This window comes from Erythrobacter sp. JB3-1 (assembly GCF_057364995.1).
Window position 1 is genome coordinate 2140675 of sequence record NZ_CP200289.1, and the last position, 13981, is coordinate 2154655.

13 protein-coding genes are annotated in these 13981 nt (G+C 57.8%); 6 read left to right on the plus strand and 7 right to left on the minus strand.

Annotation, left to right across the window (positions count from 1 at the left end; genetic code table 11):
- Positions 1-139 precede the first annotated feature (139 nt).
- Positions 140-1990 (minus strand): translational GTPase TypA, encoded by a 1851-nt coding sequence (gene typA / locus AC0V6M_RS10085; RefSeq protein WP_486138677.1) that lies wholly within the window; start codon positions 1988-1990, stop codon positions 140-142.
- A gap of 373 nt (positions 1991-2363) precedes the next feature.
- Here typA and AC0V6M_RS10090 point away from each other — a divergent pair, with 373 nt between their 5' ends.
- Positions 2364-4985, plus strand: coding sequence for a TonB-dependent receptor (locus AC0V6M_RS10090; protein ID WP_486138678.1), 2622 nt, complete (start codon positions 2364-2366; stop codon positions 4983-4985).
- A 138-nt stretch (positions 4986-5123) separates the two neighbouring features.
- Positions 5124-5609: a DUF805 domain-containing protein gene (locus AC0V6M_RS10095; RefSeq protein WP_486138679.1), complete on the plus strand. Its 486-nt coding sequence runs from the start codon at positions 5124-5126 to the stop codon at positions 5607-5609.
- 54 nt (positions 5610-5663) lie between these two features.
- On the opposite strand, the gene AC0V6M_RS10100 is transcribed toward AC0V6M_RS10095, so the two are convergent.
- Positions 5664-8210 carry an ABC transporter permease gene (locus AC0V6M_RS10100; protein WP_486138680.1) on the minus strand — a complete coding sequence of 849 codons (2547 nt, stop codon included), beginning with the start codon at positions 8208-8210 and terminating at the stop codon, positions 5664-5666.
- Positions 8207-8917, minus strand: a complete 711-nt coding sequence (locus tag AC0V6M_RS10105) for an ABC transporter ATP-binding protein (RefSeq protein WP_486138681.1) — start codon at positions 8915-8917, stop codon at positions 8207-8209. Before AC0V6M_RS10105 ends, AC0V6M_RS10100 begins: the two co-directional genes overlap by 4 nt.
- Positions 8918-8976: 59 nt before the next feature.
- Between AC0V6M_RS10105 and AC0V6M_RS10110 the strand changes: the two genes are divergently transcribed.
- Positions 8977-9735 (plus strand): arylesterase, encoded by a 759-nt coding sequence (locus AC0V6M_RS10110; RefSeq protein WP_486138682.1) that lies wholly within the window; start codon positions 8977-8979, stop codon positions 9733-9735.
- On the opposite strand, the gene recF is transcribed toward AC0V6M_RS10110, so the two are convergent.
- Complete coding sequence (gene recF / locus AC0V6M_RS10115; protein WP_486139610.1) at positions 9732-10820, minus strand: DNA replication/repair protein RecF; 1089 nt, start codon at positions 10818-10820, stop codon at positions 9732-9734. The genes AC0V6M_RS10110 and recF overlap by 4 nt on opposite strands.
- A gap of 241 nt (positions 10821-11061) precedes the next feature.
- Here recF and AC0V6M_RS10120 point away from each other — a divergent pair, with 241 nt between their 5' ends.
- The 3 genes from AC0V6M_RS10120 to AC0V6M_RS10130 all read left to right on the plus strand — a co-directional run bounded on the left by AC0V6M_RS10120 (position 11062) and on the right by AC0V6M_RS10130 (position 11722).
- The gene (locus AC0V6M_RS10120; RefSeq protein WP_486138683.1) at positions 11062-11175 is read left to right on the plus strand and encodes an enoyl-CoA hydratase; all 114 of its coding nucleotides are present in this window, start codon (positions 11062-11064) and stop codon (positions 11173-11175) included.
- A 206-nt stretch (positions 11176-11381) separates the two neighbouring features.
- Positions 11382-11510, plus strand: a complete 129-nt coding sequence (locus tag AC0V6M_RS10125) for a recombination protein F (protein ID WP_486138684.1) — start codon at positions 11382-11384, stop codon at positions 11508-11510.
- On the plus strand, positions 11507-11722 hold the full coding sequence (locus tag AC0V6M_RS10130; protein WP_472642717.1) for a PspC domain-containing protein: 216 nt from the start codon (positions 11507-11509) through the stop codon (positions 11720-11722). The genes AC0V6M_RS10125 and AC0V6M_RS10130 overlap by 4 nt, the downstream gene beginning before the upstream one ends.
- Before the next feature lie 150 nt (positions 11723-11872).
- Here AC0V6M_RS10130 and AC0V6M_RS10135 read toward each other — a convergent pair whose 3' ends face one another.
- From AC0V6M_RS10135 to AC0V6M_RS10145, 3 genes are read right to left on the minus strand one after another with little or no spacing between them, the layout of a single operon-like run.
- Positions 11873-12667 (minus strand): SDR family oxidoreductase, encoded by a 795-nt coding sequence (locus AC0V6M_RS10135; RefSeq protein WP_486138685.1) that lies wholly within the window; start codon positions 12665-12667, stop codon positions 11873-11875.
- A 22-nt stretch (positions 12668-12689) separates the two neighbouring features.
- Positions 12690-13292 carry an NUDIX hydrolase gene (locus AC0V6M_RS10140; protein ID WP_486138686.1) on the minus strand — a complete coding sequence of 201 codons (603 nt, stop codon included), beginning with the start codon at positions 13290-13292 and terminating at the stop codon, positions 12690-12692.
- Between the two features lie 11 nt (positions 13293-13303).
- On the minus strand, positions 13304-13978 hold the full coding sequence (locus tag AC0V6M_RS10145; protein WP_486138687.1) for a TPM domain-containing protein: 675 nt from the start codon (positions 13976-13978) through the stop codon (positions 13304-13306).
- Positions 13979-13981: the final 3 nt, after the last annotated feature.

Sequence of the window (13981 nt, forward strand, 5' to 3'; positions counted from 1 at the left end):
GTTTCGTGATGCAAATTTTCACACAAACGAATGCGCAAATTCAGTTTTGATTCCTGAACCTATTTTGAAAACTAGCTAAATACAGATAGTTAAGTGGATTTGGTCGCGCACTCCCGAGCTGTAGCAAAACTGCAACAGATCAGGCGGCATCTTTTTTACGCTTCAGCTTTTTGCGCTCATGTGGGCACAATGAAGACTTGCGAAGGCGGATGGATTCCGGCGTCACTTCAACCATTTCATCGTCATCGATGTAAGCAATCGATTGCTCAAGGCTCATGCGCCGGGGTGGCGTGAGGCGGATTGCGTCATCCTTGCCTGATGAGCGAACATTGGAGAGCTGCTTCGCCTTCATCGGGTTGACTTCGAGGTCATCTGGTTTCGCATTTTCGCCGATCACCATGCCCTCATAGACTTTTACGGTTGCTCCCACGAACAGTTCGCCGCGCTCTTCAAGCATGTTGAGCGCATACGCGTTGGTCTCGCCATTGCCGTTGGAGATGAGGACGCCGTTATTGCGGCCGCCAACGGCACCTTTGTAAGGGCCGTATTTCTCAAACAGGCGGTTCATAATGCCTGTGCCGCGCGTGTCGGACAGGAACTCACCGTGATAGCCGATGAGACCGCGCGAGGGGGCAGAGAAGGTGATGCGCGTCTTGCCCGCGCCAGATGGGCGCATTTCGGTGAGGTCGGCTTTACGCTTCTGCATTTTCTCGACAACGGTGCCGGAATGCTCGTCATCCACGTCGATGACGACCGTCTCATATGGCTCCATGCGCTGGCCATCTTCTTCGCGGAACAGCACTTTCGGGCGCGAAATGCCCAGCTCAAAGCCTTCGCGGCGCATAGTCTCGATCAAAACACCGAGCTGCAGCTCGCCGCGGCCAGCGACTTCAAAGCTGTCCTTGTCGTCGCTTTCAGTGATGCGGATCGCAACATTGGTCTCTGCCTCGCGCAGCAGGCGGTCGCGGATCATCCGGCTGGTTACCTTGCTGCCTTCAAGCCCTGCCAGCGGGCTGTCGTTAACGGCAAAACGCATTGCCAGGGTAGGCGGGTCAATTGGTTGTGCAGCGATTGGCTCTTTCACCGCAGGGTCAGCGATGGTGTTCGAAACGGTCGCTTTCTCAAGCCCCGCAAGCGCGATGATGTCACCAGCCTCCGCGCTCTCAACCGGAACGCGCTCCAGACCGTCAAAGCTCATCAGCTTGGTCGCGCGGCCAACCTCGACGACATTGCCATCGACATCAATCGCGTGGATCGGATCATTGACCTTAAGGCTGCCCGATTGAACACGGCCAGTCAGCACGCGGCCCATGAAGTTATCGCGGTCAAGCAGCGTTGCGAGGAAGCTGAACGGCCCGTCGGTGTCGAGGCCAGGGGCTGGCACATGCGCGATGATGCGCTCAAACAGCGGGGCGAGGGTGCCTTCGCGGGCCTCTGGATCTTCGCTGGCGTAGCCGTCGCGGCCTGAGGCGAATAGCACCGGAAAGTCGAGCTGTTCGTCGTTCGCATCGAGCGAGACGAACAGATCAAATACTTCGTCCAAGACTTCTTGCCCGCGGCCATCAGGACGGTCGACCTTGTTGACGACAACGATCGGTTTCAGGCCGAGTGCCAGCGCTTTGCCGGTTACGAATTTGGTTTGCGGCATGGCGCCTTCTGCGCTGTCGACTAGCAGGATCACGCCATCGACCATGCTGAGAATACGCTCAACCTCGGCGCCAAAGTCGGCGTGACCGGGGGTGTCAACAATGTTGATGCGGGTGGTTTCGCCATTGGCGCCGTCCCATTCAACGCTGGTGCATTTCGCGAGAATGGTGATGCCGCGCTCTTTCTCCAGATCGCCGGAATCCATAGCCCGTTCTTCGATCCGCTGGTTTTCACGGAAAGTGCCGGACTGGCGGAAGAGTTGATCGACCAAAGTGGTTTTGCCGTGGTCGACGTGCGCGATGATGGCGATGTTGCGCAAGGCGCGATCTTGAGAGGCGGACATTGAAAAACGCTTTCGAATAAAGGCCCGGGGCAAAGCCGGGTGGCCAGAAACACATGAAATTGGCGGGTGTTGGCGACAAATTGACGCCCCAAAATACCGCCTATTTTATAGTAAGACATGTGCTGCGATGCAGCATTGCTGGCGCGCCTAGCGCAGGCTCGCCGTTACGGCAAGCGATTGGGGCGTGAAAAGTCATTGCACTGCAGCAATTTTGCACTGTGTCGCCGATGCCACACTGGCTGTTGCAACCCACCGTTTAGTGGGGTTTGTCGCTTGTGGCACCGCGGGCACTGCCCTATCTGTACGCGGGATTGGCAGGGATATTAACGTATTTGGAGATACGGCCTGCCTGAATTTTTGGAGAGGAGTTCCTATGCGTTCGATTTCGACCGGTTCTGCCGGCCTACAACGTCTTGCCCTTATGACAGGTGCGGCAGCAATTGCACTTGGCGCGCCAACGATGGCTGCCGCGCAAGATGCTGAAGTTCCTGAGGCGGAAGAAAACTTTAGCAGCAATCAAATCATTGTGACCGCAACCAAGCGTGAGCAAACGTTGCAAGAGACGCCAGTTTCTGTCTCAGTAACTTCCGCAGAGACGCTCGATAATGCGCAGATCCGTGACATTCTAGACCTTCAAACCGTTACTCCGTCATTGCGGGTCAGTCAGCCGCAGAACTCATCCAGCACGACCTTTATTATTCGCGGTTTCGGAAATGGCGATAACAACTTCGGCATTGAGCCTTCGGTTGGCGTTTTCGTCGATGGTGTATTCCGTTCACGCTCGATTGGCTCACTCGGCGATTTATCTAACATCTCGCGCATTGAAGTTCTGCGTGGTCCGCAATCAACTCTGTTTGGCAAGAACGCGTCGGCTGGCGTCATCAATGTTGTTACACAGGAACCACAATTCGAATTTGGCGGTTCTGTTGAAGCGGTATATGGCAATTTCGATACTATAGTGGTCAAGGGTGATGTGACTGGGCCGTTGACTGAGAATATCGCATTCGCAGTCGATGCCAGCTACAATCGCCGCGATGGTTTCGCTGAAATCACCAATTTGAACAATGCTGACCTGAACGATCGCAACCGTTGGAATGCGCGCGGGCAGCCGCTGTTTGAACCAAACCCAGATGTTAGCATTCGCGCCCAATTCGATTACTCGCGTATCGACGAATCGTGCTGCACTGTGAATACGTTGGTGGCTGGCCCAACCGCTCCTGCAGTGTTTGGTGTAGGCGGTGCTCTAAACACCGACTTCTTCAGCGACGAGACGTTCCTTAGTCAGGTCCCGGTCAATGAAGTCGATAACTACGGCGGATCGATCAATGCTGAGTGGAACATTGGCGCGCTTACTTTAACTTCGATCACTGCCTATCGCGAGCTACGGAATTTCGTGAATCAGGATGTGGATTTTACCAGCGCTGACATCGTGAGCGAAATTCGCGATCAGCAGGTTGAAACATTCACACAAGAATTCCGTTTGGCATCGGATTTCGACGGTCCAATCAACTTTTTGCTCGGTGGTTTTTACTTCGATGAAAGCGTGACTCAAAATAGTCAGCTTGATACCGGGGCTTCGGCACGTCCATTTTTCGAATTGCTTGCCGGTGGCCTTGGAACCTTCGGTCTGATTGAAGATGGCGGGCCGTTCAGTCTCGGCATTCCAGTCGGCGAAATTTTCTCCGCTGGCCCTCTCACAACAGAGGCCTATTCGCTGGACAACCAGTCTTTCTCGATCTTTGGGACGGTAGATTTTGAGCCCGTCGACGGTCTCGTATTTACCGCTGGTTTTAACTACACTGATGATCAGAAGGATTTTGCACTAAGCCAGACTTCGTTTGATGAGCTGGGTCAGGTTAACCTAGTTGACGCTTTCCTCGTTGGCGCCCTTGCTCCACTGGGGATCGACGCTACTGACCCTGTACAATTTGCTGATTTCCAAGCCAACAATCCTGCGGCACCATTGGTTATCGCTGCAGCACTCGGCAACCCAGACGGTCTCGATCTCAGTCCAGTGCCAGGTTTGGTGCCCAATGGCCTTCTGGGATTCTCAGCGTTCCAGTTCCAGCCACCTTTCCTGAATATACCTAATGGAATTGAGCAATCTAGCACCAGCGACAGCGATTTCTCGTACACGTTGCGTGTGGCTGCGGATATTACTCCGGAGCTTAACGCATATGCTAGCTATGCTACAGGCTTCAAAGCCAGTTCGGTGAACTTGTCGCGTGATAGCCGCCCGGCTTTCGGTGACTTCATCCCTGGTGCAGGCGGCTCTGCAATCTTGGCACCGTCTTCACCGATTCGGGATGCTGGCCTAGCAGTGCCTAATTTAGGCACGGGTTCGCGGTTTGCCGGGCCAGAAGAAGCAGAAGTGTTTGAGCTTGGAATAAAAGGCCAGTTTGACGGCTTTGGCTTCAACTTTGCTGTGTTCGATCAGACAATTGAAGGGTTCCAGTCGTTTCTCTTCACCGGCACGGGTTTCCAGCTCAATAATGCTGGTGAACAGTCAGTGCGTGGTTTTGAACTCGATACCAATATCAATCCAACCGACGGCTTGCTCTTCACTTTCTCTGTGACGCATCTAGACCCGTTTTTCGACAGCTTCGAGGAAAGTCCATTGGGTGATCTTACCGGACAGCGTCCGGCTGGTATCCCGGCTTGGACACTTTCGACATCAGCCACCTACACCCATGAATGGGATAGCGGTGCGCGGTTGACGAGCCGGATTGACTACAATCATGAAAGCAACGTCGATATTCTAAATGGTCTACCGACGTTTGGGGACACAACTCAGTTCCGCCGCGAGGTCAATCTCGTCAATGGCTCGATTACTCTTGCACTTGATAATGGTCTTGAGGTCGGTGTTTTCGGGCGGAACTTGCTCGATGAACGCTTCATTCTGACGATCTTTGATGGCGTCGCCCAGGCTGGAACGGTTTCAGGCTATCCAAACGCGCCGCGCACCTATGGCGGCGTTGTACGCTTCAAGTTCTGATCCTGACAGACACGATCATTAAAAAGAGGGGCTCGCGATTGCGGGCCCCTTTTTCATTGCGCTTATTACCTAGGTATGGTGCAAATAGTGCGCGTCCCGCAGGTCCGGGGCTAAGCTAAACTTGAGGGGATCACTTACATGGAATGGATGATTTTGCCGCTGAAACGCTATGCAGATTTTCAGGGGCGCTCGCGGCGCAAAGAATATTGGATGTTCGCGCTTCTCAACCTGATCATCGGCACGGTGCTGGTCGGCCCGTTCGTTTTTTCGATGATGTCGGCATCTTTCGCAGCGGGCGCTAGCGGGGATCCAATGGCTGAAGCAGCAGCGATTGAGAATGCGCTGTCTGGAGGCGGGATGGTAAGTTCTCTGCTTTTTGGCCTGTTTGGTATTTACGCTTTGGCGATTTTAATCCCTTCAATCGCTGTCGTTGTGCGCCGTTTGCACGATCGCGACATGTCAGGTTGGTGGTATCTCGGAATTATGGTCGCAAGCCTGATCCCGATTGTTGGTTTCTTGGCCAGTATAGGGTTTCTGGTGCTTATGTGCCTGCCGGGTACGCCAGGACCCAACCGCTTTGGTCCAGATCCGAAGAATCCGACCAGTTCTTCGGTCTTCGAGTAAGACTTCACAAATTTGAAAGGGGGCTTGCCTTGTGCAAGCTCCCTTTTTCTTTGCCTAAAGCTCTCTCAGTGCCTGCGCTGGCTTTGCTCTTAGCAGCGGCAGAGAGCCGCCCAGAGCGAAGGCCAGCACCATAAACAGGCCGACGCCGAGCACGCTCAGCACTTCGCCCCAATTTGGCAGCCAGTCGAACTCGAACAATTGAGTGATGATCACCCAAGCGAGCGCCGAGCCAAGGCCCAGTGCGACGAGTGCCAATAGGCCGGCGAGCAGTCCATATTCCGCCAGCCGCATCAACAGCACTTGTTTCCGGCTCGCGCCGAGGACGCGCAGGATGACGGTGTCTCGCATTCTCGCGGCCCGTGCAGCGGCAATCGCGCCCATCAGCACGGCCAGTCCCGCGAGAACCGTGACGGCGGCGGCGGCCAAGGTCGCAAGACCAACTTGCTGCAGGATTGTGCGCGCTTCTGTCAGCACGTCCTTGACCTCGACGACGGAGCTTGATGGGAACTCTCGTACCATTGCGCGCAGCAATTCACCGCGCCCTTCATCGCCAGCAGAGGCGGGCAATTCAATGGTGGCCGCCAGATTGTGCGGGGCGTCGGAAATCGCATTTTCTGAGAAGACGAGAGCATAGTTGAAGCCCATGCTTTCCCAATCGATCTCCCGGATATTGGCGACGGTGACGGTGCGCTCAATGCCGAGCACGCCGATGGTCAGCTTGTCACCAATGCCAAGATCAGCGCCCTCGGCCAATTGCGCGTCGATCGACACCAGCGGGTCGCCGGAATGCCCTTCGTCCCACCATTCGCCTTCGGTCAGGCTGTTACCGACTGGCAATTCGTCGGCATAGGTGAGGCCGCGCTCACCGCGCAGCGCCCATGCGCCCTCGGGTATTTCTTCAAGGTCCGCGACGCGTTGCATCGCGCCTTCGGGACCAAAGGCCAGGACGGAGCCGCGCAAGGTCGGAACGGTGCGAATATCGGAGCCGGGGAACTGCTCTTCGATGAGGCCGCGGAAGGTCTCTTCGCCCTCACGCGGCACGTCGAGTACGAAGTAGTCAGGCGCTTCTGCGGGCACGCGGCTTTGGATATTGCCGTCAATCGCGCTTTGAACAGCGGCCAGCAGGACAAAGGCGGCCAAGCCAAAGCCAAGCGCAGTGACCAAAGAGCCGGTTGGTGCGCCGGGGCGGTGGAGATTAGTGACCGCACTGCGCAGCAGCGGATTGCTGGGCCGGGGCGCACTGCGCGCGAGCTTCTGGATTGCGATGCCTAGAGCTCCAAGCGCGAGCAAAGCGCCGCCCGCGCCAAATAGGAAGCCAGCGGTCAAAACCAGCTGATTGGTGCTGACTAGCGCTAAGATACAGACGGCTGCAATGCCTCCGCCCGTCCAAAGCAGCGGCCGCCAATCGGTGTTCGACAGCGGGGTGCTGGAGCGCATCAGCGCCATCGCCGGGAATGTGCGCGCCCGCAAAAGCGGCGCTGCGGCAAAGGCGAAAGCGACCAGCAAGCCGTAGGCGGCCGCGAGCAGCAGCGGTGCAGGCTCGATCACAAAGCCAGCTTCTACCGGCAGCAAGCCCTCAAGAGCAGCGCCTAGCACAGGGGTCACCAACACGCCCACGGTCAGCCCGGCTGCGCTGCCGATCAGCGCGGCGACCGCGATTTGCATGGCGTATATGCGGACAATGTCGGCGGACGAGGCACCAAGCACCTTGAGCGTCGCGATGCTACTTCTGCGAGCTTCCAGGTACGACGAGACGCCCCCTGCAATGCCGATCCCGGCAATCACCAAGGCGGCGAGGCCGACAAGTGTAAGAAAGTCGCTCATGCGCTGGACAAAGCGGTCTGCGCCGGGCGAGGCGCGGTCGCGGGTGCGAAAATCAAAACCGGAATTGGGGAAGGCTTCAGTCAGTTCTTCTTCAACCTCGCCGGGGTCGCGCGCCTGGTTGGTGAAGGCGACGCGGTATTTGCTTTCATAAAGGGAGCCCGGCTCCAGCAAGCCCGCACGGCCCGGCACGTCCTCTGCGACAATGATCGTCGGCCCCAATTGAAAGCCTTCTGACAAGCGGTCAGGCTCGTTTTCGATAACGCCAGCAGCGACCAAATCGACCGTGCCAACGCGGAAGGTTTCGCCGACAGTAATGTCGAGCCGGTCCATCGCGCCTTGGCCGAGATAGGCATTATTGCCCGTTGGTGCGCCGGTCGTGCTGCCATCGTTTAGAGTGAGCGTGCCGTAGAGCGGCCATTTCTGGTCGACCGCCTTCAGCTCAATCGGCGCCGCATTTTCGCCGCTGGATGCCATAGCTTGCAGGCGGGTGCCGCCAGAGATCTCGCCATATTCGCCAATCGCGCTGAGCTCTTCCGCATTGAGGCTGCGCTGCCAAATTTCGATTTCGAGATCGCCGCCGAGCAGTTCCTGCCCGTTGGACTCTAGCTCGCGCTCAATCGCCGCCGTTAGTGTGCCGATTGCGGCGAGAGCGGCTGTGCCTAGGAATATGCACACCAGCAGCAGTCGCAGGCCGCGAAAACGCGCGTTGAGATCGCGCCGGGCGATCCGCCAGGCTCCACCCCAAGAAAGCGTGGCTGAAGTTGCCGCAGCGCTCACGCGGCAGAGACTCCGGGGGCGTTCGAGGTGTCAGAGGCAATGACGCCATCTGCCATAGTGATCACCCGCTCGCATCGTTCGGCGAGCTTCGGATCGTGGGTGATGATCAGCAGAGTGGCGCCGGTTTCTGCACGGCGCTCAAACAGCAGTTCGACAATCTCTTGGCCGGTCGCCGCATCGAGGTTGCCGGTTGGCTCATCCGCGAAGATCAGGCTTGGGCGGGGCGCGATGGCGCGGGCAATGGCTACGCGTTGTTGTTCACCGCCTGACAATTGCGTTGGGTAGTGACCGATGCGGTGACCGAGGCCAACCGCTTGCAATTCCGCTTCGGCACGCTGGCGAGGATGCTCGCCGCCCGACAGTTCCATCGGGGTGGCCACGTTTTCTGCCGCCGTCATGGTTGGGAGCAGGTGGAACGCTTGCAGCACGATCCCGATCCGTCCGCGCCGAGCGCGCGCCAAGCCGTCCTCATCAAGGTTGGCAAAGTCCTCGCCTGCCACCTCGAGGCTGCCGCTGGTGGCGCGCTCCAGTCCGGAAAGCACTGCCATAAGCGAGCTTTTCCCAGAGCCGGATGGGCCGAGCAGTGCAACGACTTCGCCGGTGGCAATGTCTAGGTCGATACCGCGCAGGATATTGACCGGCGCTTGGGCCGAACCGAGGGTGAGTTTAAGGCTACGTGCGGAGATCGCGAGAGAAGGGTTTTTCACAGGGTCCAGATGGCATAGGGGTGGGTTGCAAACAAGATACTGAAGTCGGAGGCTCATAGATGCGCATCAGCGTTTGGTCGAAGAAACCGCTAAAACTGGCAGCACCCTTGCTGATGCTGGCTCTGGCGGCATGTGGCAGTGAGACTCCTGATACGGCTGCTGCTAGCGCAGGCAGCGGTTATAGTCCCACTGCTAACCCACAAGCGGGCACTCCAGTTCCCGTCGAAGGCCCAGAGCGGCGCATTGTTGCGTTTGGGGATAGCCTGTTCGCTGGCTACAATGTTGCCAAGGACGATAGTTATCCTGCAAAATTGCAGGACGCTTTGCGCGCAGCCGGTATCAATGCGGTGGTCGCCAATGCGGGCATTTCAGGCGACACCAGTTCTGCTGGGCAGCAGCGGCTTTCTTTCACGCTGGATGCGCAGGAGGAAAAGCCGGACCTGTTTATCTTGGAGCTGGGCGGGAATGATCTGCTGCGCGGGATCGAGCCGAATGAAACGCGGGCGAACTTTGTTGCCATGCTGGATGAGTTAAAGGCGCGTGAGATTCCGGTTCTGCTGATGGGTATGCGCGCTCCGCCCAATTATGGCCCGGAATATCAGGCTGAATTTGATGGCATGTATAGCGACCTTGCGCGCGAATATGGCGCGGCGCTGATCCCGTTCTGGTTGGAGGATATCTATCAAGAGCCGGATCTGTTCCAATCGGACCGGATTCATCCGACCGAGGAAGGGATTGACCGCTTGGTCGCAGCGACTTTGGATCAGGTCTCCGCCGCTTTGCCGCAGGATGAGGAAGCGAGCAGCGCGGCGAACTAAAGCCGCTCTAGGGTTCCTTTGCTCACCTGCCAGATGGCGGCCTCTGCTGTGATCTCTTCAAAGGGCGATAGTTCCGTTCCGGTCATCCAGACCTGTGCGCGGCCTTGCCCCAGACGTTCAAACAGGGCCGCGCGGCGCACTGGGTCAAGGTGAGCGGCGACCTCATCCAGCAGCAGCACCGATGGCCGCCCCTCTGCGGCCAGAACGCCGTGCGCCAAAGTGATAGCGATCAGCATGGCTTTTTGCTCGCCGGTTGAGCACGAGGCGGCGGATTGGCCGGAGCCCGCCATAACTACATCGAGTTCATCACGGTGCGGCCCGGTGAGCGCGCGGCCAGCGGCTCTGTCGCGCCCGCGTTGACGGCCAAGCTCATCGCACAAAGCCTGTGGTTCCATGGGGCCGCCGGGGCGATATGTCAGGACGGGCCGGGCGAAGGGCTGAGCGGGAAGGGCGGACAGCTCCACGCCCAGCGCCTCGATAAGGGCCATGCGATTGCCCGCAACGGCTGCGCCGTGCTGAGCGGCCTGAGCCTCAATCGCATCAAGCCAGCGCGCATCGCCGCGTTCCTCGAGGAGCTTGTTGCGTTCGCGTAGAGCAGTTTCCGGCTGCGAGACGGATTTGGCGTGGCCCGGCTCTATCGCCAGCGTCATACGGTCGACAAAGCGGCGGCGCGCGCCGGCCGAATCCATGAACAGGCCGTCCATCGCCGGGGTCAGCCATGAAATCGCCAGCCATTCGCTGAGCGCGCTGGCGCTCGCATCGGCGCCATTGATCCGCACAAGGCGGCGGCGCGGCTGGTCAGGCTCCACATACGTGCCGATCCGCGCGCTGACGAGGCCTTGCTCGGTCAGGCTCGCACCAATCGCAAATCCGCCAGCGCTCGGGCCTTCAGCATGCTGCCGAGCAAGCTCGGTGAGAGCTGCCCGCCGAATGCCGCGCCCCGGACTGAGCAGCGATAGCGCCTCTAGAATATTGGTTTTGCCAGCACCATTGTCGCCGACCAAGAGGTTGAACTTGGCGGTCTTTGAAAGCTCACTGCCCGCATGGTTGCGGAAATTTTCGAGGGAAATCTTCTCGAGCGCCATAGAGCGCGCAGGGTTAGCATGGGCGCGCAGAATGGCCATGAAAATCCACCCAAAAATCTAAATCCCAATAGATGGTGAAAATTACCAACCTTTCGGTTTGATGAACGTGAAGTTAAAACTTGTAAATTCCAGAAACGGCAGAATTCCGACGTTTTTCGAGTTTGGCACGGCTCCTGCAGAGTGTTTGGCATCCAGTGAGACAATCTCACCAGGAACGAAACAAAGACCAAGGAGACCAACAATGTTCGCTACCGATACTTCAGACCGCCTCTTCGCCGCCGCTTTCTCACTCGCCATCTCGGCAGTGTTCATGGCCACAGCGATCCTCCCAGCCAGCCCACAATTGTTCGCTTAATTCCAAGCCGAGCGTTTCATCAAAAGGACCACACTCATGTTTAGCAACGACATCGCCTCCCGCCTGATCGTAGCCGCTTTCTCAGTCGCAATCTCATCCATCGTAATGGCCAGCGCGATTGTCCCCGGCTCACCCGGAATGTTCGCATGATCTTCTAATCAGACCGCAACCAACCAATCAATCTAACCAAAGGAAACCCAATCAAAATGTTCGCTTCAATTGACCTTAGCAGCCGCGTGTTTGCAGCCGTCTCGGCCCTCGCAATCTCCGCTGTATTCATGGCCACGGCCATTGTCCCAGCCTCTCCTGCACTTGCACTTGGAGTGATGGCATGAACAACGTAACCAACTCGCCAAATGGCAAGCCGCCGCGCGCTGGATTTCGCCTGGATAAGCACAATGGCAAGCTGATGGGCGTTAGCGCCGGCATCGCAAACTATACCGGCATCGATCCCATCATCGTTCGGATTGGCTTTGTAGCCGCAACACTGCTCGGCTTTGGCCTGACCATTCCGATCTACATTGCAGTTGGACTGATTGCCGACTGATACGCAGCGACGACAAGCAGATGACCCGGTTTTTCGGACCGCTGCGTATCGAACTTAAACAAACCGGGAGGGGCCAAATGGCCCCTCTTTTTGTATCTGGACTTGAGCATAAGGGGGCTTGCCGCAACGAGCAGAAAGCCCCGTCACCCGTCACATCGCTGAGATACCGCCGTCGAGCTTGATTTCCGCTCCGGTGATAAAGCGGCTTTCGTCGCTGGCGAGATAGAGCACCGCATTGGCGATATCATTCGGTTCGCCCACAAACTTCAGCGGGATTTGCCGCGCGAGCTTATCCAGCAGCACATCCTTTTCGATCCCGGCATGCTGCGCCGTTCCATCAAGGATCGGCGTGTCGACAAAGGTCGGATGCACCGAGTTACAGCGAATTTGCATGTTCTTCTTCGCGCAGTGGAGCGCGATCGACTTGGACAGCATCCAAACGCTCGCTTTGGACGCGTTATAGGCTGGCATCGTGTCGCTCGCGATAAGACCCGCGATTGAGCTGATGTTGATGATCGAGCCGGGCGCGTGTTCGCGCATCAGCGGCAAAGCCTTTTGACAGCCGTGGAAGATGGAATCGACATTGATCGAGAAGCAGCGCTTCCAATCGTCGAAATCGCATGTCTCAATATTGCCCGCGACACCGATTCCGGCATTGTTGACCAGCACGTTGAGACCGCCCAGCTCTTCGCGAGCGGCATCGACCGCGGCTTCCCACGCTTGCGGGTCGGTTACGTCATGGGTGATGCCAAAAGCATGGCCAGAGCCGACTTCAGAATTGATTAGAGCGGCGGTGTCCTGCGCGCCTTGCCCATTGATATCGGTGCACAATACACGCGCGCCTTCCTGAGCAAGGCGCATGCTGTGCGCCCGGCCAAGGCCCTGCGCCGCGCCAGTTACCAATGCGAGCTTACCCTCTACGCGTCCGGGGCGGTTGGTTGGCATGTCATCAATCCTCTCAAGTAATTTATGCTGTCAGAAGCCCGCTCATCATGAACAGGGATATTCGCACATCGACCCCGTGCCCGGCTGCTCGCCAGTCGGCAACGAAGCGCGGCAATTCGCTCAGCGCAACGCGGTGGGGGATGATATTCTCGCTATCGGTGCCGCCGCCAGCGCTGACCTTTCTGAGGCCATGCGCGCGCAGCAGAGTGAAGCATTCGCTCACCATTCCGGGTGAGGAATAGAACTCGCCCAGGTTCTCCATGCGTTCAGCGGTGTAGCCGGTTTCTTCTTCGAGCTCTCTCATCGCCGCCTCTTCTGCGGCCTCGCCTTGCTTGCCCTCATCGTCGCCAACTAGGCCGGCTGGGATCTCAAGGCAGAACTGACCGAGCGGGACGCGGTATTGGCTGACCAGAATGACGTGGGGCTCGCCGCTCGGGTCTGTGTCGATGGCGATGATCGCTGCGGCGCGGATACCGCGTGAACGGCCAACATATTCCCACCGGCCGCGGCGTTTGGCGGTGATAAATTTGCCTTCCCACATGACCTCTTCGGGCTTGTCCGCGTCCGTATCGCGAATAAGGTCGGCAGTTTCAGGGATTTCGAATCCGGGGGTGTCAGCGCTCATGGCGGCTATGCTTAGACTTCGATCAAGCGGTCGGGAAGCTCGTTCTCGTCATCGTCGGCGCGCTCAAAATGCTCGGACAGCACTTGCCCAACATCACGCACGCCAGCGGCCATGCCCTCGGCGATGTGGCCCTGTCTGATTTCAACCAGCATATCGGCCATCGCTTCGCCCCAGATTTCGGCCGAGACCTTCTCGGCAATCGGTTGGTCTGCGACGATTTCCGCGCGGTGCTCGCGCATCGATAGGTAGATGAGGATGCCGGTGTGGCCATGGGTGCGGGCCTCTGCGCCGACTTTGAAATGTTTGACCGCCTGGCCATGGACACGCGCGGTTTTGACCGGCCCAGGGATCAGCGCAAAGCGCAGCGGATCCCACAATTGCGCCGCCCAAGCGACCACAAATGTGATGAGCCCGAGCGCGATTGTCATGCTGGCCAGCTCGCCTGTGCTCCATTCATGGCCCCATCCGCCAATCAGAGTGTCCCAAAAGTCCAGGAAAGGCTGGGGCAGAGCAGCAAATAGGCTCATCGCCGTGAATGACAGCGCGGCTGCCCAAAACAACGAGATATCGGAATAACCGTCGGACCGGTCTGCGAGGACCGTCAGGATCTCGCCGGAGGTTGTAAGCTCCGCTTCGCCGACCGCATCCGAGATAATTTTGTGCTGCGCTTCAGTAAGGTAGCTCATCGA

Excerpts from the sequence above, each read along its gene's own strand:
- AC0V6M_RS10130 (WP_472642717.1), top strand. The coding sequence starts at position 11,507 with ATGAACAACGTAACCAACTCGCCAAATGGCAAGCCGCCGCGCGCTGGA.
- AC0V6M_RS10120 (WP_486138683.1), top strand. The coding sequence starts at position 11,062 with ATGTTCGCTACCGATACTTCAGACCGCCTCTTCGCCGCCGCTTTCTCA.
- AC0V6M_RS10140 (WP_486138686.1), bottom strand. The coding sequence starts at position 13,292 with ATGAGCGCTGACACCCCCGGATTCGAAATCCCTGAAACTGCCGACCTT.
- AC0V6M_RS10125 (WP_486138684.1), top strand. The coding sequence starts at position 11,382 with ATGTTCGCTTCAATTGACCTTAGCAGCCGCGTGTTTGCAGCCGTCTCG.
- AC0V6M_RS10110 (WP_486138682.1), top strand. The coding sequence starts at position 8,977 with ATGCGCATCAGCGTTTGGTCGAAGAAACCGCTAAAACTGGCAGCACCC.
- AC0V6M_RS10090 (WP_486138678.1), top strand. The coding sequence starts at position 2,364 with ATGCGTTCGATTTCGACCGGTTCTGCCGGCCTACAACGTCTTGCCCTT.
- AC0V6M_RS10135 (WP_486138685.1), bottom strand. The coding sequence starts at position 12,667 with ATGCCAACCAACCGCCCCGGACGCGTAGAGGGTAAGCTCGCATTGGTA.
- recF (WP_486139610.1), bottom strand. The coding sequence starts at position 10,820 with ATGGCGCTCGAGAAGATTTCCCTCGAAAATTTCCGCAACCATGCGGGC.
- AC0V6M_RS10095 (WP_486138679.1), top strand. The coding sequence starts at position 5,124 with ATGGAATGGATGATTTTGCCGCTGAAACGCTATGCAGATTTTCAGGGG.
- AC0V6M_RS10145 (WP_486138687.1), bottom strand. The coding sequence starts at position 13,978 with ATGAGCTACCTTACTGAAGCGCAGCACAAAATTATCTCGGATGCGGTC.
- typA (WP_486138677.1), bottom strand. The coding sequence starts at position 1,990 with ATGTCCGCCTCTCAAGATCGCGCCTTGCGCAACATCGCCATCATCGCG.